The organism is Streptomyces sp. CRCS-T-1, from assembly GCF_024442335.1.
Classification (GTDB): domain Bacteria; phylum Actinomycetota; class Actinomycetes; order Streptomycetales; family Streptomycetaceae; genus Streptomyces; species Streptomyces koelreuteriae.
In genome coordinates, this window is the sequence record NZ_CP101651.1 from 8,520,655 (window position 1) to 8,544,799 (window position 24,145).

Consider the following 24,145-nt stretch of genomic DNA (forward strand, 5'->3'; position numbering starts at 1 on the left):
CGCGTTTTCGAGTTCAACTCAGAAACCGCTTCACGCAAGGGGATTGACGGGTAGTGGGATGCGTCCTTAGCGTCTCAGAAAGCCTTTTCGGCCCGTTTCCGCCACTCAGTTCAGTGCCACCACATCATTGTCCCGACCGGCAGGCCCGCGCACGGCCCGCCGCGACACAAGGGGAATCGACCATGGGGAGCACGGGGAGCACGGCCGGACCGCGTGGACACAGACGCCGCCTCGTCACAGGTGCCATCGCCCTGCTCGCCACCGCGAGCCTGGTCACCGCATGCGGCTCGGACAACGACGGCTCCGGCGGGGGAGGGGACAGGGCGGCGAGCGCCGGCGGCGTCGACGACGGCACCGAACTGACGATGTGGACGCGGGCGGCGACCCGGCCGCAGAGCGAGGCCCTGGTCAAGGCCTACAACGCGAGCCACAAGAACAAGATCGAGCTGACCGTCGTCCCCACCGACGACTACCAGGCCAAGGTCGGCGCGGCGGCCGGCTCCCGCGACCTGCCCGACCTGTTCGCCTCCGACGTCGTGTTCGTGCCCAACTACACCTCCAGCGGCCTCTTCGCCGACCTCACCGAACGCGTCGACGCCCTGCCCTTCGCCGAGCACCTGGCCCAGTCCCACATCAAGGCCGGCACGTACGAGGACAAGAAGTACGTCGTCCCGCACACCCTCGACCTGTCGGTGCTCTTCTACAACAAGGAGCTCTACCGCAAGGCGAAGCTCGACCCCGAGAAGCCGCCCACCACTCTGCGCGAGTGGGACCGGCAGGCCCGGGCCGTGGACGCGCTCGGCGGCGGTGTCGACGGCACCTTCTTCGGCGGCAACTGCGGCGGCTGCGGCGTCTTCACCTGGTGGCCGTCCGTCTGGGCGGCGGGGGAGGACGTCCTCAACGAGGAGGGCACCGAGGCGAATCTCGCCTCCACCGCCTCGAAGAAGGTCTACGACACCTACCGAGGCTGGGTGCGGGACGACATCGTGGCGCCCGGCGCCCGCGAGGAGACGGGCACGACCTGGACCGGCATCTTCCCCAAGGGCAAGGTCGGCGTGATGCCCATGCCGTCGACCACGCTCGGGCTGATGCCCAAGGACCTCGACCTCGGCGTGGCGCCCATCCCCGGTCCCGACGGCGGCAAGTCCACCTTCGTCGGCGGCGACGCCATCGGCATCTCCGCCACCAGCGAGTCCGCCGACCAGGCCTGGAACTTCCTCGCCTGGTCCCTCGGAGACAAGGCACAGGTCGACGTGGTCGCCGCGCACAAGGACGTGGTGGCCCGCACCGACCTCGCGTCCAACAAGCACTCCGAGGCCGACCCACGCCTGGTCACCATCAACGAACTTGTCGCCGAGGGCCGCACCCCGTACGCGATGAAGTTCGGCCAGACCTTCAACGACCCCAACGGGCCCTGGCTGGAGCTGATGCGCCACGCCGTCTTCGGCGACGGCAAGTCGGTCGAGAAGGACAACGACGCCGTCACCGCCTCACTGGCCGACTGAACCGACCCTCCCGACGACCTAAGGCCATGACGTCCTACGGCCAAGGAGAGCCATGCCGGTGAAAGTGGCAGTCCGGGCGACGGCCGCGCACGTGACCTCGCCGCAGCCGCGGGGCGGCACACCCCCGCCCCGCTGGCGCTCCCGCAAGGCCAAAGGCCTGGCCTACGCGGCCCCCACGGCGGTGTTCGTCACGGTCTTCTTCCTGCTGCCCCTGCTGCTGGTCGGTCAGATGTCGCTCAGCGACTGGCCGCTGCTCGGGGGAGACCGGGGAGTCAACGCGCCCGAGAACTACTCCGACATCACCGACAGCACCCTGTTCTGGCCGGCGATCCGCTTCACCCTCCTCTACACCGTGATCGTCACGGTCGTCCTGCTCGCCCTGGCGCTGCTCCTGGCCCTGCTGGTGCAGGAGTCCCGCCCGGGCGCGGGCTTCTTCCGCACGGTCTACTTCCTGCCCGGCGCCCTCGGACTGGCCTCCGCGTCCCTGCTGTTCTGGGGCCTGTACAGCCCGACCACCGGCCCGCTCAGCCGCATCCTCGAAGGCCTCGGCCTCGTCGACGACCCGGTGTCCTTCCTCGGCTCACCGACGTCGGCCCTGTGGTCGACGGTGTTCCTGATCGTCTGGAAGTTCGCCGGCTTCTACATGCTGATCCTGCTCGTGGGCCTGCAGCGCATCCCGCACGAGGTGTACGAGGCGGCACGGATGGACGGCGCGAGCCGCGCCCAGATCTTCCGCTCCATCACCCTGCCGCTGCTGCGGCCCTCCCTCGCGCTGTGCCTGCTGCTGTGCGTGACCGGCTCCCTGCTCGCCTTCGACCAGTTCTTCATCCTCACCAAGGGCGGCCCGGACAACAGCACGGTCACCGTCGTCCAGCTGATCTACCGGGAGGCGTTCCAGCGGCTGAACCTCGGTACCGCGGCGGCCCTTTCGAACCTCGTGCTGGCCGCGCTGCTCCTGCTGAACGCCCTGCAGTTCCGGGGCCTGCGCCGCGCCGACGAGTCATGACACCCGCCGCCTCATGAGAAGGGACACCCCGGTGCTCACCCGCGCCCTGGGCCGGACGCCCCACTACGTCGTCGCCGGCTCCCTGGCCGTCATCTTCCTCTTTCCTCTGCTGTGGAACGCCTGGGCGTCGGTGAGCGGCCAGCCCGGCACCGCCCAGCAGTCCGGCTACGGCCTCGGCAACTACCGGACACTGCTGGAGTACGACGCCGGCCTGTGGCGATACCTGCTCAACAGCACGGTCGTCTCGGCACTGACCGTCGCCCTGACCCTCGGGGTGTCCCTGCTGGGCGGCTATGCCTTCGCCCGCTTCGACTTCCCCGGCAAGAACCTGCTGTTCCTGCTGACCCTGGCCATCCTCATGGTCCCCTACGCCACCCTCCTCATCCCGCTCTACGTCCTGCTGGGCCGGCTCCATCTGCAGAACTCGCTGATCGGGCTGAGCCTCGTCCTGGCGATGTTCCAACTGCCGTTCGCCACCTTCATGATGCGGATCTCCTTCGAGGCGGTGCCCCGCGAACTGGAGGAGTCGGCCCTCGTCGACGGCTGCGGCACCGCGGGCGCCCTGCGCCGGGTGCTTCTGCCCGCGGTGCGGCCGGGGCTGATCACCGTGGGACTGTTCGCGTTCCTCGCCGCCTGGAACGACTTCATCGCACCCCTGATCCTCATCTCCGACAGCGAGAAGGCACCGCTGCCCCTGGCCGTCGCGAACCTGCGCCAGCAGAGCATGGGCGCCGTCGACTACGGCGCCACCGAGGCGGGCGTGGTGGTCCTGGCCGTGCCCTGTCTGCTGCTCTTCCTGCTGCTGCAACGGCACTACATCAGGGGCTTCATGTCCGGCGCCCTCAAGGGCTGAGCCACCGCAGAGCCCTTTCGACAGACCAGACGGACCAGACGGACCACCGGAAGGACGTGGACGAAGGCATGGACTGGTGACGGAGAACACGGCACGCCCGCTCGTGCTGCCGGTGGCGCCGACCCGGGGCCGGCTGCGCCCGCTCGGCCTGGACGAGGTCCGGATCACCGGCGGCTTCTGGGCCCGGCGCCGCCACATCAACGCGACCGCGACGCTCGGCCACTGCCGCGACTGGATGGAACGCGAGGGCTGGACCGGCAACTTCCGGGCCGCCGCCGAGGGCCGGATCCACACCGACCGGCGCGGCCGGGAGTTCGCCGACTCCGAGATCTACAAGCTCCTGGAGGCCATGGCCTGGGCGGGTCCTTCGTACGACGGGGACGTCGCCGCGCTCACCGATGTCATCGCCCCCGCCCAGCACCCGGACGGCTATCTGAACACCGCCTTCGGCCACCCTGGCCAGCAGCCCCGCTACAGCGACCTCGAATGGGGCCACGAACTCTACTGCCATGGGCACCTCATCCAGGCGGGTGTGGCCCAGGCCCGCGCCCGGGGCGAGGGCGAGCTGACGAAGATCGCCCGGCGGGCCGCCGATCACCTCTGCACAGCCTTCGGACCGGGCGGCAACCAGGGCGTCTGCGGGCACCCGGAGATCGAGACGGCCCTGGTGGAACTCGCCAGGCTCACAGGGGAGCAGCGCTACCTCGACCAGGCCGCCCTGTTCCTCGACCGGCGCGGCCACGGCCGTCTGGCCGACATCGAGTTCGGCCGCGCCTACTTCCAGGACGACCTGCCCGTACGCCGGGCCACCGCCCTGCGCGGCCACGCCGTGCGCGCCCTCTACCTCGCGGCCGGGGCGGTCGACGTGGCCGTGGAGACCGGGGACGACGAGCTGCTCGCCGCCGTCGTACGGCAGTGGGAGGCGACGGTCGCCCGGCGGACCTATCTGACCGGCGGGATGGGCTCGCACCACCGTGACGAGGCCTTCGGCGACGACTTCGTGCTGCCACCGGACCGCGCCTACTCGGAGACCTGCGCCGGTGTCGCCTCCGTGATGCTCGCCTGGCGGCTGCTGCTGGCCACCGGCGAGCCGCGCTTCGCCGACCTGGCCGAACGGACCCTGTTCAACGTGATCGCCGCCTCCCCGTCCGAGGACGGCCGGTCTTTCTTCTACGCCAACACCCTGCACCGCCGTCACCGGGGCACCGTGCCCCCGGCGGACCGCGTCAGCCCGCGCGCCGACTCGGGCCTGCGCGCCCCCTGGTTCGCGGTGTCGTGCTGCCCGACCAACGTGGCGCGCACCCTCGCCCAGCTCCCGGCGTACCTGGCGACGGCGGACGACGACGGCCTGCAACTGCACCAGTACGCCGACGCGGAACTCGCCACCTCCCTGGGCGACGGCCAGGGCGTGGCGCTGCGGGTCCGTACCGACTACCCGTCCGACGGGACCGTGGCCGTGCGGATCAGCCGCTCCCCGGCCCGCCCCTGGACCCTGTCCCTGCGCGTCCCCGCGTGGACGGCCGGGGAGACGGCCTCGCTGGTCGACCCGGACGGCAATCGCCGTACGGTCGCAACGGGCACGGTGCAGCTCACCCGCGTCTTCCGCCCCGGCGACGAGATACGCCTCGAACTGCCCGTCACCCCGCGCTGGATCCGTTCCGACTCCCGCATCGACGCGACACGCGGCACGGTGGCCGTCCAACGCGGCCCCCTCGTCTACTGCGCCGAATCCACCGACCTACCGGACGGACACGACGTCGACGCGCTCCGCGTGGACCCGTCCGCCGCACCGGAGGACGGGCCGGACGGCACGGTCCTCGCGCCCGGTGAACTCGCCGAACCACATGACACCGCCTGGCCGTACCGGCCGGTGGACGAAGCCACCGCACCCACGGCCGACCCCGAGGCGATCAGCCTCGTCCCCTACCACTCCTGGGCGAACCGCGGCCCCTCGACCATGCGCGTCTGGCTGCCGACGACCCCGCCCCCGACAACGCCCACCGAGAGGTAGCCGTGCCCGCACAGCGAAGACGACACCGCCGCGGCATCCTGGCCGGGGCGCTGACCCTGGGACTGCTGGCCCCGCTCGCCGCCACCGCCCCGGCAGCGGCGGACAACGCGGCGATCGGCTACCCGGTCTACTCCGGATCCGACCGCCCCGTTCCCACGCTCCCGGCCGGCTTCACCGTCCACCGCACTCTGCGCGCCCAGTACGAGGCCGACCGCGAGGCCGGGGACGGCACCGACTTCTGGATGGACCGCATGCTGGCCCGCAAGGGCGAGGACCCGGCGGGGGACTGGCTGTTCACCCGGGGACGCGCCCTGTTCATGAAGGAACACACACCGTCCCAGCTGGGCTTCGCCGGCAAGGTCGCCTATTGGGAGAGCATCGACAACCGGTCCGCGTACACCATCACCCTGAACGTCGACGGCGAGAACCTCACCCTCCGGGAGAACACCGGCGCCCGCACCCAGACCCCCAGCTACTGGCGCAGCGAGTTCACCCACGAGGCCACCGGCCTGAAGGTGACACAGACCAAGTTCATCACCGAAGCGAACACCGCCGTCACGAACCTGGCCCTCACCAACACCGGCGCCGAGCGTCGTGAGGTCCGGCTGCGCGCCACCTCCCCGTACACCACGACCATCGAGGGCCGTGAGCTCACCGGAGCGGTGCCCGCGAAGAACAACCTCACGACCGTCTTCCCCCGCCTCAGCGGCGATGGCTTCACCGCCGAGGGCGAGTCGCTGACCCGCACGCTGACCCTGCCGGCCGGACGCACCCTCACCACCAAGGTCCAACTCGGCTTCGTCACCGAGGAGATCACCGACTCCCGCCCGGAGTACGACTCCCTGCGCACCGCGTCCCCGGCCACCGCCTTCCGTCGGCACGTCCAGAGGTACAACCGTTGGTGGGCCGAGAACCTGCCCTACCTCGACGTCCCCGACGACAACATCGAGAAGACGCTGTACTACCGCTGGTGGCTGCTGCGCTACAACTACCTCGACGCCGACATCCCGGGCAGCGACTACCAGTTCCCCACCTCCATGGAGGGCGTCCTCGGCTACAACAACGCCATCGCCCTCACGGTCGGCATGTTCGTCGACGACCTCAAGTACCTGCGCGACCCGAGCTACTCGTACGGCCCGTGGGTGTCGGCCGGTGAGGTCTCGAAGAACGGCAAGTACACCGACAACCCGGGCGACCCGGAGAACTGGTCCAACAGCTACACCCAGTACATCTCCGAGGCGGCCTGGCGCTCCTACCAGGTGCACGGCGGCCCCGACGGCATCGTGCGCAACCTCGCCCGGTACGCGGAGAAGGACGTCCGGGGCCAGCTCGAGAACTACGACGAGGACGGCAACGGGCTGATCGAGTACGACTGGGGCGCGATGACCGGCAACGACGCCGACGCGGTCTCCTTCGACTGGAAGCCCGGCAACCTGGACCGCGCCGAATCCGCCTACGTCTACAGCAACGCGACGGCGGCCGCCCGCGCCTACGACCTGCTCGGCGAGAAGGCGAAGGCCGAGGAGATGCGCGGGACGGCGAACCGGGTGAAGAAGGCGGTCCTTGACCACCTCTGGGACCCGAAGGACAAACTGCTCAAGCACCGGCACGTCGCCAGCGACACCCTCGTGCCCTGGAAGGAGATCAACAACTACTACCCGTACAGCGTGGGCCTGATGCCCACGCCGCAAGAGGACCCGCAGTACCTGGAGGCGCTGCGGCTGTGGGCGGACGCGAAGCAGTACCCCGTCTTCCCTTTCTTCACGGCCAACCAGGCCGACAAGGCGGAGGCGGCGGAGCAGGGCCACCCCGGGAGCAACAACTTCTCCGTCATCAACTCCACGGTCACCTTCCGCTTCCTCTCCTCGGTGCTGCGGAAGTACCCCAGCAAGTACATCGACCGCACCTGGTACAAGAAGCTGCTGTCCTGGAACGCCTGGGCCCACTACATCGACGGCGACAACCGGTATCCCGACCAGAACGAGTTCTGGTCCGACGGCCGTGCCGACCCGCAGAAGATCGGCTACCGCTCCTGGATCCACCACACCGTCCTCGGCACCACCAACTGGACCGTCATCGAGGACGCGATGGGGTTCAGGCCGCGCGCCGACCGGAAGATCGAGCTGTGGCCGATCGACGTCGACTGGCCGCACTTCGCGGTCACCGACATCAACTACCGGGGCACGGACGCGGCCGTCCTGTGGGACGAACCCGGCGACGGGAAACGCCCGTACGGCAAGCGGGTCCCCGAGGGGTACTCCCTCTACCTCGACGGGAAGCTCGCCTTCACTGCCGACCGCCTCACCCACCTCGTCTACGACCCCACGACCCGCAAGGTCACCTTCCCCGACGGTGGCGGAGCCAAGGTGAGGACCACCGGCCTGCGCACGCATGTCGCCGAGCCGCAGGACGTGACCTACGGCCCGAAGGAGCGCGTCACCGACCTGTTCGCCAAGGCAGGCCGGGACCTCACGGGCAAAGCCGGGAACAACCTCGCTGCCGGGGCCACCGCCCGCGCCTCCCACGAGGCCGAGGGCCGGGGCATCGCCGGCGCCGTCGACGGCTTCACCGTCAACGAGCCCTCCTGGGGCGCCCGCGGCTCCGGCAACGCCGAGGACTGGTACGAGATCGACTTCGGCCGCACCCGCACGGTCGACGACGTCCGGCTGCACTTCTCCAGCGACAAGAAGCCCGGCGGATACGCCGAACCGGCCCTCTACACCGTGCAGCACCAGGACCGGTCGGGCCAGTGGAAGGACGTGGCCCGGCCCGCCAAGTCCCCGGCCTACCCGCGCGCCAACCTCAACCGGGTGCGCTTCCAGGAGGTGACCACGGCCAAGCTGCGCGTCCTCATGCGCCACCGCGACGGCCACACCAGCGGCCTGAAGGAGATCCAGGCCTACGACACCGGCGGGCGACCGCCGACGGCCCGCAACCGGCCTCCCTACGTCGAGGCCTGGCGGGACCCGACGTACACCCGGCCGGGCCAGGTCAGGCTCACGGGCATCACCGAGGACGACGGACTGCCGAAGAGGGAACTCTCCGCCTCCTGGAAGACGGCCGAAGCCCCCGACGGCGGCACCGTCATCTTCGACGACCCCCGAACCCCCACCACTGTCGCCCGGTTCACCAAGGCAGGCACCTACACCCTCGAACTGACCGCCACCGACGGGGCGTTGACGTCGTCGAAACGGGTCGTGGTGAAGGTCGAGGAGCTCGGTGACGGCCGGGTGAACCTGGCACCGTCCGCGACCCCCACCGCGTCCTACACCTCCGGCTGGGAGTCGGTGGCCGCGATCAACGACGGCCGCGAACCGGCCTCGTCGTCCGACGCCCCGCGCTGGGGTAGCTGGCCCCAGAAGGACACCCAGTGGATCCAGTACACCTGGGAGGACCCGGTCCGCGTGGACGGCTCGGACCTGTACTTCTTCCGCGACGCGCAGCCGGGCGCGGCCGACGGGGTGGGCGTGCCGGCCTCCTGGGTCATCGAGTACCGCGACGGCGACACCTGGCGCGAGGTCCCCGCCCCCAGCGGCTACGGCACCGCAGAGAACCGCTACAACCGGACCACGTTCACCCCGGTCACCACCACCGCACTGCGGGCTAAGCTCACCGGCCACCCGAATCTCGCCCTCGGCGTCCAGGAGTGGAAGGTCTACGCCGAGGCACCGGAGTCGGTGCGCGAGACCCACATCCCCACCCTCCGTGGCACCGTCCCCGAGCTGCCCGATCAGGTCACGCTCGTATACGCCGACGGCTCCACGGCCCGCTCACCCGTGGCCTGGCCCGCCCTGACCGAGGACCAGGTCGCCGAGGGCGGCACCAGCGTCACGGTCACCGGCCTCGCCGACCGCACCGCCCAGCCGGTCACCGCCACCGTGTGGGTACGGCACACCGACGCGGTCGAGATCACCAGCGTCGCCGAGGAGCGCCTCACCACCCGTCCCGGCAGGGCCCCGACGCTCCCCGCCACGGTGGTCGCCACCTACAACGACGGCTCCAGGGACAGCCGGACACGAGTGACCTGGGACCCGGTCGATCCGGACCAGTACGCCGGGCCCGGAACCTTCGAGGTCAGGGGAACCGTGCCGGACACCTCGCACCGCGCCACGGCCACGATCACCGTGACACCCCCGCGCGACCCGGGTGGGACGTCTCCCGCCCGCCGATGACCCAGCCGACGACCGACGATCGACGACGATCGGAGTGCGCCATGTCCCAGCCACCCACCCGCCGCCGCGTGCTGAGCCTGACCGCCGGCGCCGCGGCCACAGCGACCCCGCTCATCGCCTCCGGCCCACCGGCCCAAGCCGCACCCGCCGGGCCCACAACCGAGGCAGCCGAGGCAGCTGTCGTCGCGGGGAGAGCGCTGCCCGCCCAGCCGACCTGGGCGGTTCGGCCCTTCGGCCTGGACCAGGTCACCCTCGGCGGGGGCGTCTTCAAGGCCAAGCGCGACCTGATGCTCGACTACGCCCGCGCCTACCCGGCCGACCGCATCCTGGCCGTCTTCCGCGCCAACGCCGGACTGGACACGCTCGGCGCACGGCCCCCGGGCGGCTGGGAGACCGCCGACGGAAACCTGCGCGGCCACTACGGCGGCCACTTCCTCACCCTCATCGCGCAGGCGTACGCCGACACCCGCGAGGCCGCTCTCAAGTCCAAGCTCGACTACCTGGTCACGGCCCTCGGCGAGTGCCAGCAGGCCCTCGCCGAACGCGGCGACCCGAAACCGAGCCACCCCGGCTACCTGGCCGCCTACCCGGAGACGCAGTTCATCCTCCTGGAGAGCTACACGACCTACCCCACCATCTGGGCGCCGTACTACACCTGCCACAAGATCATGCGCGGGCTCCTGGACGCGCACACCCTGGCCGGCCACCAGCAGGCGCTGACCATCGCCGCGAAGATGGGCGACTGGGTGCACAGCCGTCTGGGCCGGCTGCCGAAGGCGCAGCTGGAGCGCATGTGGTCGATCTACATCGCCGGTGAGTACGGCGGCATGAACGAGGTCATGACGGACCTGTACGCCCTCACCGGACGGCCGGAACACCTCGCCGCCGCCCGCTGCTTCGACAACACCACACTGCTCAACGCCTGCGCGGAGAACCGGGACGTCCTGGAAGGCAAGCACGCCAACCAGCACATCCCGCAGTTCACCGGCTACCTCCGCCTGTTCGACCACACCGGCGAGGAGACCTACGCCGCCGCGGCCCGCAACTTCTGGGGCATGGTCCAGAGCTCCCGCACCTACGCCCTGGGCGGCACCGGCCAGGGCGAGATGTTCCGCGCCCGCGGCGCCATCGCGGCGACCCTCGACGACAAGAACGCCGAGACCTGCGCCACGTACAACATGCTCAAACTGAGCCGGCAGCTCTACTTCCACGAGCCGGACCCCGCCTACATGGACTACTACGAGCGGGGCCTGACCAACCACATCCTCGCCTCCCGCCGGGACACCCCCAGCACCGACAGCCCCGAGGTCACCTACTTCGTGGGCATGGGCCCGGGCGTACGACGCGGATTCGGCAACACCGGCACCTGCTGCGGCGGCACCGGCATGGAGAACCACACCAAATACCAGGACTCGGTCTACTTCCGCTCCGCCGACGGCGACACCCTGTACGTCAACCTGTACCTGGCCTCCACCCTGCGCTGGCCGGAGCGCGGCCTCGTCATCGAGCAGACGAGCGACTACCCGGCCGAGGGCGTCCGCACCCTGACCTTCCGCGAGGGCGGTGGCCGACTCGCCGTCAAACTGCGCATCCCGTCCTGGGCCACGACAGGCGTCACGGTCACGGTCAACGGAACCCCGCACCGGGCGAAGGCCGCGCCCGGCACCTACCTCACCCTGGACAGGGACTGGAGCCGAGGCGACCGCATCCGCGTCTCGACGCCCTACCGGCTGCACATCGAACGAGCCCTGGACGACCGGACCGTCCAAGCACTCTTCCACGGCCCGCTCCTCCTGACGGCCCAGAGCCCGGAGCAGCAGTTCCGCGCCTTCTCCTTCTACAAGGACTTCACGCTCCGCGGCGACCTGGTCGACGCGATCAAACCCGCCTCCCGCCCCCTGCACTTCACCACCCACAACCTCACCCTCGCCCCCTTCCACCTGGGCAACGACGCCCCCTACCACGCCTACTTCAAGCGCGCCGAACCCGTCATCGTGTTCGGCGCGGCCGACTCGGGCGTCCCCAACCGCGCCCGCCCCGACGGCCAGACCTTCCTCGACGTCCTGTGGCAACAGGCCCCCTTCCCGGCCTCCGCCCAGTTCGTACGCGCCGTACGCACCCTCGCGGACCGCTGGCTGTCCGAAAACCTGCTCACCCGCGCCGAACGCGACCGCGTCATCACGGCAGCGAACAACGCGGACCTGAGACGCTGAACGGCACCTCACGCGGAGCGGACGACCGGAATAGCCGCTCCGCTCCAGAACGCTCCGAAATCGCCAAAGTCGGACCGGAAGTCGTCTGGACCACTTCCGAGTCTTGAACACGCCTGTCCGGATCTGCTTGGGTGACGACTCAATGGCCGCCATCCGGTGGCCTATTGGGGGGAATGGTTCTGTGCTGGGCCGGCAGCGGGGCATGACAACGCCGTACGACGGGCGACCTCACCGGCCCCTTCCGTCCGCCTGGATCCCGCACCGCCGCTGAGCGGGCGGGCCAGGCGCTCCCGGTCTCACACCCTTCACACCCCTTGATGCAGACCTGAGGAAGGTGCATGAGGTACTTCCGTCTGCTCGTTCTGGGCAACGGCATCTCGGCGTACGGCAGTTACCTGAACATGGTGGCGCTGAACGTCTTCGTCTACGACGCCACCGGCAGCGCGCTGGCCGCCGGCCTCTTCATGGCCGTACGCCTGGCGACCAGTGTCGTGTCGGGCTGGGTCAGCGGCCGGCTCGTCTCGGCCTACGACCGCAAGCGCCTGATGGTCGGCGCCGACCTGTGCCAGGCCGTGGCCCTGCTGTCGCTGCTGCTCGCCCCCGACGGGATACGCCCCGGGCTCCTGTACGTCCTGGCCGTGGTCACGGGCGGCTGCTCGACGCTCTCCCAGGTGGCCCTGCGCAGCAGCATCCCCGAGATCGTCGGCGCTGAGCACCGCGTCCGGGCCAACGGGCTGCTCGTGACGGGGCGTTCGCTCGCCATGATCGCCGGCTTCGCCTCATCGGGCGTGATCGTGGCGAAATTCGGCTACTCCGCGGCGTTCGCGCTGGACGCCGCGACCTTCCTGGTCTCCGCGACCATGCTCTTCCTGCTGCCCGTCCGCACCCGGTCGGCCCCGGCCGCCACGGGCCCCGGCTCGGCGAAGGACTCCGGTGCCGCGCGCTGGACGGCCCGGATGCTGCTGGGCACCGCACCGGTCCTCATGGCGATGGTCGCCATCCGGGCCGTCGACGGGCTGGGCTCCTCTTCCCACAACGTCGCCCTGCCCATCTACTCCAGCGGCCTGGACCCCGACCATCCGGCCACGTTCATCAGCCAGTTCTGGGCCACCTGGGCCATCGGCAACATCGTCGCCCAACAGGTCATCGGCCGGGTCACCAAGAAGTCCGGACGGACACCGGGGGAGCGGGCCTTCGCGCTCGGCGCCGTAGTGATGTCGGCAGGCTTCATCGTGGTCTTCAGCGGACTGCCGACCGTGCCCGCCGTCATCGCCGCGCTCGTCGCCGGAGCCGCCGACGGATTCACCGAGATCGTCTACGTGTCGAGGCTGCAGACCGCCCCCGACGAGCAGCGCGGCCGCCTCTTCGGGCTCACCGCCTCGGTGGAGAACTTCGGGTTCGGGCTCGGCATGCTCGTCAGCGGCGCGCTCCTGGAGGCCTTCTCGCCACTGCAGGTGGTGGGCGCCTTCCACGGCCTCGCGATCGTCCTGTGCCTGATCCTGCTCGGCTGGCTGCTGCGCCGGGGCAGAATGGAACCCGACCCGCCCGCGGAGGAACCGGCCGGCCGTGACCAGCCGACGGTGACGGAGGGACGCGGCTGATGAGCACCAGCGAGCCCGACCCGCGAATGGCCGTCATCGGCATGGCCTTCCGGCTGCCCGGCGCCGACACGCCCGAGGACTTCTGGCGGATCATCCACGACGGCACCGACCGCATCACCCGCTTCACCGACGAGGAACTCGCCGCCGCCGGTGTGCCCGCCGAGGAGTACGAGGCGGAGGACTTCGTCGGCGCCTCCGGGCTCCTCGACGACATCGCCGGCTTCGACGCCCAGCACTTCGCGATGAGCCCCCGCGAGGCCCAGCTCACCGACCCGCAGCACCGCATGTTCCTCGAATGCGCCCAGCACGCCCTGGAGAACGCCGGCTACCCGGGCGAACGGGACGGCACCCGCGTCGGCGTCTGGGCCAGCACCGGTTACCACCTCTACACGATGCAGAACTACCTGCTCAACAACGTCCTGCCCAGCGGGCCGGTGCCCGACTGGACCTCGGGCATGCAGGTCACCGTCGGCAACTACGCCGACTTCACCGCCACCCGGGTCGCCTACCGGCTGGGCCTGACCGGCCCCGCCGTCAACGTCCAGACGGGCTGCTCCAGTTCCCTGGTCGGCGTGCAGTCGGCCGCGCAGTCACTGATCATGGGGGACTGCGACATCGCCCTCGTCGGCGCCACCGCCGTCCACGTACCGCAGGTCCTGGGCTACCGCTACGTCAAGGGCTCGATCCTGTCCCGTACCGGCCGCCTGCGGGCCTTCGACGCCGGCGCCGACGGCACCGTGGGAGGCACGGGCGTCCTGGCCGTGGTCCTGAAGCGGCTGGCGCGTGCGGAAGCCGACGGCGACACCATTCACGGCGTCGTCCGAGGCTGGGGCATCAGCAACGACGGTGCCGACAAGAAGGCGTTCACCGCCCCGAGTGCCCGGGGCCAGCGCGCGGCCGTCCGTCAGGCCCTGCGACGCGCCGGGGTCGGCGCCGACACCATCGGCTACCTGGAGACCCACGGCACCGGCACACTCAAGGGCGACCCGATCGAGTTCGACGGCGCGACCAGCGCCTACCGCGAGGACACCGACCGCGAAGGCTACTGCGCCCTCGGCTCGACCAAGGCCAACATCGGCCACCTCGACGCCGCCTCCGGACTGGCCGGCCTCGTCAAGGCCCTGCTGGTCCTGCGCCACGGCGTCATCCCGCCGATGGCGAACTTCAGCGAACCCAACCCCCTCATCGACTTCGACCACAGCCCCTTCTACGTTCCCCGGGCCGCCCGGCCCTGGCCGGAGAGCGACGTACCCCGGCGCGCGGGCCTCACCTCACTCGGCGTGGGCGGCACCAACGTCCATCTGATCCTGGAACAGGCCCCCGACCCGGCGCCCAGGACCGGCGACGCCACGCCCCCGGACGTGCTGCTGGTCTCGGGGAGCAGCCGGGAGGCCCTCGCGGACAACGCCCGCGCCTTCCGCGACCGGTTACGCCAGCCGCCCGCACCGCACCTCGCGGACCTCGTCACCACCGCCGCCCTCGGCCGCGCCCACGGCCGTCACCGCCTCGCGGTCCGAGGCACCACCCCGACAGCCCTGGCCGACGCCCTCGACACCTGGCTCGCCGGCACCGCCCCGGCGGCGGTCACCACGGGGACGGCATCCGGGCAGGGCACCCCGCGCGTGGCGTTCCAGTTCACCGGTCAGGGCAGCCAATACCCCGGAATGGCCGACGCCCTCTACGCGCGTTACCCGGCGGTACGCGACGTGCTCGACACCTGCGAGCGGCACTACCGCGACCTCACCGGCGACTCCCTGCTCCACGCACTGCGCACGCCGGACCCGGCGGACGCACCGGGGGAGGGGCCGCTCGGGGACACGGACACCGCGCAGCCCGCGCTGTTCGCCCTGCAGTGCGCCCTCGTCCGGCTGTGGCGCGACGCGGGCGTCGAACCGTACGCCGTGACCGGCCACAGCGTCGGGGAGTACGCCGCGCTGTACGCGGCCGGAGCCCTGTCCCTGGAGGACGGGCTGCGCCTCACCACCGAACGAGGCCGGCTGATGCAGCAGCGCTGCACACCCGGCGCGATGGTCGCGGCGCCCATCGACCGGGCCGCCGCCCTCGCCCTGGCCGCCGAGATCCCCGGACTGGAGCCGGCCGTGACCAACGGCGAACGGACCCAGGTGCTCGCCGGACCCGTCGCCGCCGTCGAGCGGGCGTACGCGCTGCTGGACGAACGCGGCACACCGGGGCAGCGGCTGCCGGTGAACCGCGCCTTCCACACCGCCTTGATGGAACCGATGCTGGCCGAGTTCGAGAAGGTCCTCGACGACGTGGACCTCCGGCCGGTGCGCGTCCCCTTCGTCAGCGCCCTGGACGGCGCGACCCGCCCGCCCGGCTGGACGCCCGATACGGACTACTTCCTCCGCCATACCCGCGAACCCGTCCGCTACGACGAGGCGTTGCGCGGCATCGGCACCGAGTCGCCCGGTGTCCTGCTCGAGATCGGGCCGCACACCACCCTCAGCGGTCTGGCCCGCCGGGCCCTGCCCGACGTACCGGCGCTGCCGTCCCTGCGGCGCGGCACCGGACTCGGCGCCCTGTGGGGTGCGGCGGCGGGACTGCACTGCGCCGGAGCGGACGTCGGCTGGGACGCCCTCCTGGCGGGCAGCGGCGGCCGACGCGTCCCGCTTCCCGGATACCGATTCCAGCACAAGGACCACTGGACGGGGCAACGCTCGACGCCCCTGAGTACGAGAACAGCAGCGAGAAAGGGAACCGAAGTGGTGCAGCAAGAAGCAGCGGTCGCACGGGTACTCCAGAGCATCGTCGAGGCCACCGCCCGGCACCTCGGAGCGGAACCGTCGGCGATCGTCGGCGACGCGAACTTCTTCGACCTCGGCGCCGACTCGCTGCAGATGATCAGCGTGCTGCGGGAGCTGGAGCAGGCCCATCACGTCAAGGTGACGATGAGACAGCTGCTCGAGGAGACGGGCACGCCGCGCCGGCTGGCGGAGTTCATCGTCGCCCGCATGCCGGAAGACGCGACCGGGACATCACCGACCGAGTCCCCGGTCCAGAGGGCCGAACCGACGCAGCCTGTGGCACCGGCACCGGCACCCACTCCCGTAGCACCGGCACCGACTCCGGAGCCCGCTCCCGCTCCCACGCCTCCCGCCCCCACGCCCCCCGCTCCCTCCGCACCCGAGTACGCGACCCGCGAGGAACTGGAGGACCTCGCCCACAAGATCCAGCAGATGTCCCAGATACAGCTGCAGATGATGTCCCAGCTCTCCCAGCTCCTCGCCCTCCAGACCGCCTCGGTGCCGGACCGGCTCAACGGCAAGGTGGCCAAGTGACCGGGCTGAACGGCATCTCCGCGGCGCTGGACCAGGACCTGGCGGCGATGACCGAACTGTCGCGGCGCATCGCCGAGCAGATGGGCGAAGCCCCCACTCCGGAAGCCCCGCAACAGTCGCCTCGGGTCCACGGACCCCGCGTGACGGTCGCGAAATCCTCCGGCATGGTCCAGGACGTCTCGCCGCACACCCAGCAGGAGCACCTGACCGACCTGGTTCGCCGCTACACCGCCAAGACGCCGACGTCCAAGCGGATCGCCCAGCGCTACCGCCGTGTCCTGGCCGACAGCCGCGCCGTCGTCGGCTTCCGCAGCGCCACGAAGGAGATGCTGTACCCCATCGCCGGCCGCCGGGCGAGCGGGGCACGGCTCGAGGACGTCGACGGCAACGAGTACGTCGACATCACGATGGGCTTCGGCGTCCTGCTCTTCGGCCACGAGCCCGACTTCGTCTCCGAGGCCGTGCGCGAGCACCTGTCCCGTGGTATCCAGCTCGGCCCCCGCACCATCGAGACCGGCGAGGCGGCGGAACTCCTCGCCGGTCTCACCGGACTGGAGCGGGTGGCCTTCGCCAACTCCGGCACGGAGGCGAACTCGGCGGCCATCCGCCTCGCCCGCGCCGCCACCGGCCGCGACAAGATCGTCTCGTTCCTGGGCGCCTACCACGGCCACGCCGACAACGTCCTCGGCCGGTCCTCGCACAGCGCCACCGGCCAGATCACCGTGCCCGTCTCCCGGGGCATCCCGCAGGCCGCCGTCTCCGACCTGATGGTCCTCGACTACGGCAGCGAGGCCGCCCTGGAGGCGATCGCCCGGAACGCCGGCGACATCGCCGCGGTCGTCGTGGAGCCGGTGCAGAGCCGGCACCCCGAGCTCCAGCCCGTCGAGTTCGTGCGCCGCCTCAGGGAGCTGACCCGCCGCCACGGCATCGTGCTGCTCTTCGACGAGATGCTCACCGGCTTCCGCCCCGCCCCGCGCGGCGCGCAGGAGCTGTACGGCGTGACCCCGGACCTCGCCACCTACGGCAAGCTCCTCGGCGGCGGCTTCCCCATCGGCGCCATCGCGGGCCGCGCCGACATCATGGACGGCGTCGACGGCGGCCACTGGTCCTACGGCGACGACAGCTACCCGCCCGCCGACACCACCTTCTTCGGCGGTACGTACATCCAGCACCCGGTGTCGATGGTCGCCGCCCGCGCCGTCCTGACCCACCTCAAGGAGAACAGCCCGCACCTCCAGGAGCGGCTCAACGCGCGTACCGCCGAACTGGCCGCGACACTGAACGGCTTCTTCGAGGCCGAGGAGTACCCGCTGCGGATGAGCCACTTCGGCTCCCAGTTCCGCTTCGAACACCGCGCCGACATGGAGCTGCTCTACCACCACCTGATGCTGCGCGGTGTGCACGTCTGGGAGTGGCGCAACTTCTTCCTGTCCACCGCCCACTCGGACGGCGACATCGAGTTCATCGCCGACGCCGTACGGGATTCGCTGCGCGAACTGCGGTCGGCGGGCTTCTTCCCGGGAACCCGGCCCACGGCGCCGAGGACGACACCGCCGAAGACGGAACCCCCGAAACCGGCACCGGCCACTCCCGCACCCGCTCCCGCCCCCGTCGCCTCCATGGCCTGGAACACCGCCGCGGTCACCGCACCTCGCACGGCACCCGCGAAAGAAGTAGCCCCACGCACGCCCGACTTCAGCGTCTACTTCTTCGGCGACTACCCGCAGGACATCTCCGCACCCCGCCAGGGTCAGTACGAACTCCTCATGGACGTCGCCCGGTTCGCCGACCGGCACGGCTTCCACTCGCTGTGGATGCCCGAGCGGCACTTCCACTCCTTCGGCGGCCTCTTCCCCAACCCGGCGGTGCTCGCCGCCGCGCTGTCCCGCGAGACCGAACGCATCCGGCTCAACGCGGGCTCCGTCGTCCTGCCCCTCCACGACCCCATCCGGGTCGCCGAGGAGTGGTCGATGGTCGACAACCTCTCCGGCGGCCGCGTCGGCATCGGTGTCGCCAGCGGCTGGAGCGCCAACGACTTCGTCTTCTTCCCCGACCGCTTCGGCCGGCACAGAGAGCTGATGTACGAACAGCTCGAAGAGGTACGGAAGTTCTGGCGCGGGGATGCCCTGCGCCGGACCAGCGGGGACGGCGAGGCCGAGGTACGGCTCTTCCCCCGGCCGGTACAGGACGCCCCGCCCCTGTACACCGCGGTGGTCGGCAACCCCGCCTCGTACGAACTCGCCGCCCGCCACGACCTGGGCATCGTCACCAACCTGATGACCCAGACCGTCGAACAGCTCCGGGACAACATCGCCCTCTACCGCCGCACCCGGGCCGCACACGGCCTGGACCCCGACGCCGGGCGAGTGGCCGTCCTGCTGCACACCTACCTCGCGGACGATCACGACACCGCGCGGACCGAGGCGTACGAACCGCTGTCCCGCTATATGCGCGCGTCCCTGTCCGTGTTCAGCGGCGTCACCAACAGCCTCGGGCACAGCATCGACCTGGCCGAACTCAGCGAGGACGACCTGGACGCCGTGTTCCGCCGCGCCTACGGCCGCTACTGCGACCAGCGCGCCCTGATCGGCACGGCGGACACCGTACGGCCGGTGGTGGACGCGGTGACCGAGTCCGGCGCCGACGAGATCGTCGCCCTCGTCGACTTCGGCGTCACGGAGGACGCGCTGCGCGGGGGTCTGCCGCGCCTGGACGCCCTGCGCCGCGCGTACGGTCGGTCGACCGCCGCACCCGACCCGGCGCCGGACACCCCGGCCCCCTCTTCAGCCACCGAACCCACCCTCGCCGACGCACCCTTGTCGCCCGGCCAGGAACGCATCTGGTTCCTGGAGCGCCTGCTCCCGGGCCGCACCGCGTACAACGAGATCAAGGCGATCCGCCTCGACGGCCGCCTCGACGTCCCCGCCCTGCGTACGGCGCTGCGCGGTCTCGTCGCCCGCCACGAGGGCCTGCGCACGGTCTTCCGGGAGAGCGGCGGCGAGCCCCGGCAGATGGTACGGGCCTCCGCCGAGCCCGACTTCGAGCTCGTGGACGCCACCGGCAGTCCTCAGAGCACCCTGCGGCAGATCCTGTCGGCCGAGAGCGCACGCCGCTTCGACCTGGCGGACGGCCCGCTGTTCGTCACCCGCCTGGTCAGGCTCGCCGAGGCGGAGCACGTCCTCGTGCTGTCCCTGCACCACATCGTGGTCGACGCGGCCTCCGCCACCGTTCTCGCCCGCGACCTGTCCGCCCTCTACCGGGCCGCACGCGAGTCCACCACCCCTGACCTCCCGGCCCTGACCTGGAGCTACGCCGACCACGCCCGGGAACTGGCGGCGTCCGCGAACAGCCCCGAGGCCGAGGAGGACCTGGCCTACTGGCGCCGCACCCTCGGCGGCGAGCTGCCCGTCCTCGCCCTGCCCACCGACCGGCCGCGCCCCGCGACGATGACCTCCAACGGCCGGGCCGTCTTCCGCACCCTCGACCCGGAACTCTCCGGCCACCTGCGCGAGTTGAGCCGCACGAGCCGCAGCACCCTGTTCATGACCCTGCTCGCCGGATACGCGACGATGCTGCACCGGATCACCGGCCAGACGGACCTCGTCGTCGGCACCCCGATCTCGGACCGCCCCGAGCGGGCCGAGCACCTGCTCGGCTTCTTCGTGAACACCCTCGCGCTGCGCCTCGACCTCTCCGGAGACCCCGCGTTCTCCACACTGCTGGAGCGCGTGCGCACGGTCGCCCTGGACGCGTACGACCACGCGCGGGTGCCCTTCGAGACGGTGGTGCGCGAACTCGCCCCGACCAGGGCGGTCGACCGGACGCCGGTGTTCCAGGCCTTCGCCGAGTTCCAGCGCGCCGAACCGTTCCGCTTCGACCTGCCCGGCGTCGAGGCGACCCCGCTGGACGCCGGCCCCGACAAGTCCCTCACCGACCTCACCGTCTACTTCACCGACCAGCCGCACGGCATCCGCTGCCATCTGGAGTACAACACCGACCTGTTCGACCAGCACACCGTCGACCGGTTCTTCGCCACCTTCCAGGACCTGCTCACGGCCGCGGTCGACACCCCCGGGGCACCGCTGTCACGGCTCGCCGTCACCGCCGTCGCCACAGCGGCCGAGGGCGACCCCGTACCGCGGTCCTGGCAGCACGGCCCCTCCCGCCCGCCCGCGGACACCACCGTCCACGCCCTCTTCGCCCGGCAGGCAGCCGCGCAGCCGAACAGCACGGCGGTGATCAGCGGCGACTCCCGGCTCACCTACCGTGAACTGGACGACCGCGCCCAGCAGTTGGCCTCCGCCCTGCAGGCGCGGCACTCGACGGGCGCCGACGAGGCGGGGACGGTGGCCCTCTGGCTGCCGCGCTCCGTCGACCTCGTCGTCGCCATGCTCGCCGTCCTGAAGACGGGCCGCGCCTACGTCCCGCTCGACCCCTCCCTCGGCCGGGCACGCGCCGAGCAGATCATCGCCGAGTGTGGGGCCCGGACGCTGGTGTCGACGCGCGAGGAAGCGTCGGCCCTGAAGCTCCCCGGGCACGTGACCGTCGTGCCGCCGGACGCGACCGCACAACGCGGCCAAGGCATAGCTCCGTCCGCCCCCGACGACCGGTCCCCGTGCTGCGTCCTCTACACCTCGGGCAGCACCGGCACCCCCAAGGGCGTCGTGGTGGCCCACCGCGGCGTCGTCGACCTCTGCGCGTGGCAGCACCGCCGCTTCGCCTTCACCCCGGCCGATCGCAGTGCCGTCGTGTGCAGCCAGAGCTTCGACGCCTCGCTCCTGGAGATCTGGCCGGCGCTGACCGCGGGAGCGTCGGTCGTCATCGCCGACGAGGAACTGCGCAGGGACCCGCGGTCCCTGGCCCGTTGGTACGCCGAGCAGGGCATCACCTTCTCCATCCTGCCCACCGCCCTCGGCGAGCAAGTGCTCCGCCTGCCCCCGGCCGACCAGCCGCCCCTGCGGCACCTGCTGCTCGGCGGCGATGTGCTGCGCACCCGGCCGCGCCCGGAGGCGCCGTACGAGACGGTGAACGTGTACGGGCCCACCGAGGTCACCGTGCTGTGCACCACGCACACCGTGCCCGCACAGGACGAGGACCCCACCGCCGCGATCGCGCTCGGGCGCCCGGTCGACAACGTGACGCTGAGCGTCCTCGACGCGTCCGGCACCCCGGTGCCCGTCGGCACGGCGGGGGAGTTGTACGTCGGCGGCCCCGGCGTGGCCCTCGGCTATCTGCACCGCGCCGAACTCACCGAGGAGCGCTTCCTGCCGGACCCGCTCGGCGGCCCCGACGCCCGCCGCTACCGCACCGGCGACGTGGTCCGCTTCAGGGCTGACGGGACGCTGGAGTTCTGCGGCCGGGCCGACGACCAGGTGAAGATCCGGGGCTTCCGGGTCGAGCCGGAGGAGGTCTCCCGCGTGCTCAACGCCCTGGACGGAGTGCGCGAGGCGGCCGTGCTGGCCCGACGCAACGACCGCGGCGATGCCTACCTCGCGGCCTACGCCGTCCCCGCCGACCCGATCGGCACGGAAGCCGACGACCGGCAGGCGTTCGCCGACCTCGTGGCAGAGGAACTGGCGGACCGGCTGCCGGAGTACCTGGTACCGCGTGCCTGGCGGGTCCTGCCGGACCTTCCCCTGACGGGCAACGGCAAGCTGGACCGTTCCGCGCTGCTGGCGCCCGACCTCGTCACCACGGCCCCGGCCTCCAGGCCGGTCACCACCCTCGGCGATACCCCGGAGGCCGGTCACCGCACGGACGTCGAACGGCGCGTACGGCAGCTGTGGGCGGACGAGTTCGGCATCGACGCGGACGGCATCGCGGCCGACGCCTCGTTCTTCGACCTGGGCGGCCACTCCATCACCGCGATGCGGCTGGTCAACCAGGTCCGGGAGGAGTTCGGCACCGACTACCCGATGCTGAACTTCTACCAGGAGCCGACCCTGCGGGCCATGACGGCCCAACTGACCCTGGACATCGGCGAGATGCCGTCAGCCTCGGGATCCGGGTCCGACGAAAGAACCGGCTCGTCCGACGAAGGGCCCGGCTCGTCCGACGCAGGCCCCGGCCCGGTGGTACGCCGCGCACCCGCCTCCGCCCAGCAGTCCCGTTTCGCCAAGGTGCACGCCGAACACCTCCTGCCCCAGGTCTTCAACGTCGCCCTGCGCATCACCCTCTCCGGAGACCTGGACGCGGCTGCCCTGCGCACAGCGCTGACCGGTCTCGTCGAGCGGCACGAGGGACTGCGGACCCGTCTGGTCCCGAGCGGCGACGGCTGGGAGCAGCACGTGCTCCGGCCCGGCGCGGTGGAGCTGCCGGTCGAGGACCTCACCGCCCGCCCCGCAGGGGAGCGGCAGCCGGCCCTGGACCGGGCGAGCACGGAGGCCACCGAGACACCGATCGACCCCGCCCACGACGCGCCGATGGCCGTACGTCTCCTGCGCACCGGGGAGAGCACCTGGGTCCTGCTCCTCGTCCTGCACCACTCCGCCTGCGACGGCTGGTCCGTCAGCCTGCTGCTGAAGGAACTGGCCGCGCTCTACGGCGCCGCCGTACGGGGCGAACCCCACGCCCTGCCTCCCGTGGAGTGCCAGCCGGCGGAGTACGCCCACTGGCAGCAGGGTCAGGCGGACAAGGCCGCCGATGAACGCAACCTGCGGTTCTGGCTGCGCGAACTCGACGGAGTGCCGTTCAGCGTCGACCTGCCCCTGGACCGGCCCCGGCCCGAGAAGCCGAGCGGCCGGGGCGGTGCCGTGATGTTCACCGTGCCGGCCGAGGTGCGGAACGCCGTCGAACGTCTGGCGCGACAGCGGGGCACCACGCCCTTCGTGGTCACGGCGGCGGCCCTGGGCCGGCTGCTCGCGCGCACGTCCGGGCAGAGCGACGTCGTGTTCAACATCTCCTACGCCAACCGTGAACGCCGCGCGTTCGAATCCCTGCTGGCCTGCACGATCACCGGCTTCGCGCTGCCCGTGCACGACGGAGCGGCGGGTTCCTTCACCGGCCTGACGGACCGTATCGCCCGCACGGCGGTGGAGTGCATGGACCGGGCCATGCCGGTACGTCTGATCGCCCCCGCGCTGCAGGAACACACGGGCGTGGCCGTGCCGGACCGGCTGGACGTCGGCTTCGCCTACCAGAGCTCCCTGGACGCCGAGATCGAACTGCCCGGCCTGACCACGGCCATCGAGGATCTCGCTCCCGCCGCGTCCCGCACGGAACTCACCTTCGGCCTCGTCCCGGCCGGGGACCGGCTCCAGGGCTTCGTCGAGTACTCGGCCGACCTCTGGGACCGCACCACGATCGAGGGCTGGACCCGGGACTACGTCGCCCTCCTGCGCGACGAGACCGGCAGCGCGCTCGGGGACTGACCCCGGTCCGTGCCGCCGCCCCTCGGGGCGGCGGCACGGACCACCCCGTCGACCACGCGCGCCAGACCCGTGCGTCCCGACTCATTGACAGGTCCGTACCAACACGCCACGCTCT

Annotated in this window: 9 protein-coding genes; all 9 read left to right on the forward strand. The window is 71.3% G+C overall.

The window, feature by feature from the left end; translation table 11 throughout:
* The first annotated feature begins 182 nt into the window (after positions 1-182).
* The gene (locus NNW99_RS38580; RefSeq protein ID WP_215124053.1) at positions 183-1,505 is read left to right on the forward strand and encodes a sugar ABC transporter substrate-binding protein; all 1,323 of its coding nucleotides are present in this window, start codon (positions 183-185) and stop codon (positions 1,503-1,505) included.
* A 52-nt stretch (positions 1,506-1,557) separates the two neighbouring features.
* The gene (locus NNW99_RS38585; protein WP_215124054.1) at positions 1,558-2,511 is read left to right on the forward strand and encodes a carbohydrate ABC transporter permease; all 954 of its coding nucleotides are present in this window, start codon (positions 1,558-1,560) and stop codon (positions 2,509-2,511) included.
* Positions 2,512-2,542: 31 nt separating this feature from the next.
* Entirely contained in the window at positions 2,543-3,364 is an 822-nt protein-coding gene (locus NNW99_RS38590; RefSeq protein ID WP_215124615.1) for a carbohydrate ABC transporter permease, read from the forward strand.
* Positions 3,365-3,440: 76 nt separating this feature from the next.
* Positions 3,441-5,375 carry a glycoside hydrolase family 127 protein gene (locus NNW99_RS38595; RefSeq protein ID WP_215124055.1) on the forward strand — a complete coding sequence of 645 codons (1,935 nt, stop codon included), beginning with the start codon at positions 3,441-3,443 and terminating at the stop codon, positions 5,373-5,375.
* A 2-nt stretch (positions 5,376-5,377) separates the two neighbouring features.
* Positions 5,378-9,547 carry an Ig-like domain-containing protein gene (locus tag NNW99_RS38600; protein WP_215124056.1) on the forward strand — a complete coding sequence of 1,390 codons (4,170 nt, stop codon included), beginning with the start codon at positions 5,378-5,380 and terminating at the stop codon, positions 9,545-9,547.
* A gap of 41 nt (positions 9,548-9,588) precedes the next feature.
* Positions 9,589-11,760, forward strand: coding sequence for a glycoside hydrolase family 127 protein (locus NNW99_RS38605; protein ID WP_215124057.1), 2,172 nt, complete (start codon positions 9,589-9,591; stop codon positions 11,758-11,760).
* Positions 11,761-12,098: 338 nt separating this feature from the next.
* The gene (locus NNW99_RS38610; protein WP_215124058.1) at positions 12,099-13,361 is read left to right on the forward strand and encodes an MFS transporter; all 1,263 of its coding nucleotides are present in this window, start codon (positions 12,099-12,101) and stop codon (positions 13,359-13,361) included.
* Positions 13,361-16,660: a type I polyketide synthase gene (locus NNW99_RS38615; RefSeq protein ID WP_215124059.1), complete on the forward strand. Its 3,300-nt coding sequence runs from the start codon at positions 13,361-13,363 to the stop codon at positions 16,658-16,660. Before NNW99_RS38610 ends, NNW99_RS38615 begins: the two co-directional genes overlap by 1 nt.
* A complete protein-coding gene (locus tag NNW99_RS38620; protein ID WP_251058054.1) occupies positions 16,657-24,030 on the forward strand; it encodes a MupA/Atu3671 family FMN-dependent luciferase-like monooxygenase in 7,374 nt (2,457 codons plus the stop codon). The genes NNW99_RS38615 and NNW99_RS38620 overlap by 4 nt, the downstream gene beginning before the upstream one ends.
* Positions 24,031-24,145: the final 115 nt, after the last annotated feature.

Coding starts and splice junctions, on each gene's coding strand:
- NNW99_RS38580 (WP_215124053.1), top strand. CDS start 183: ATGGGGAGCACGGGGAGCACGGCCGGACCGCGTGGACACAGACGCCGC.
- NNW99_RS38585 (WP_215124054.1), top strand. CDS start 1,558: ATGCCGGTGAAAGTGGCAGTCCGGGCGACGGCCGCGCACGTGACCTCG.
- NNW99_RS38605 (WP_215124057.1), top strand. CDS start 9,589: ATGTCCCAGCCACCCACCCGCCGCCGCGTGCTGAGCCTGACCGCCGGC.
- NNW99_RS38610 (WP_215124058.1), top strand. CDS start 12,099: ATGAGGTACTTCCGTCTGCTCGTTCTGGGCAACGGCATCTCGGCGTAC.
- NNW99_RS38615 (WP_215124059.1), top strand. CDS start 13,361: ATGAGCACCAGCGAGCCCGACCCGCGAATGGCCGTCATCGGCATGGCC.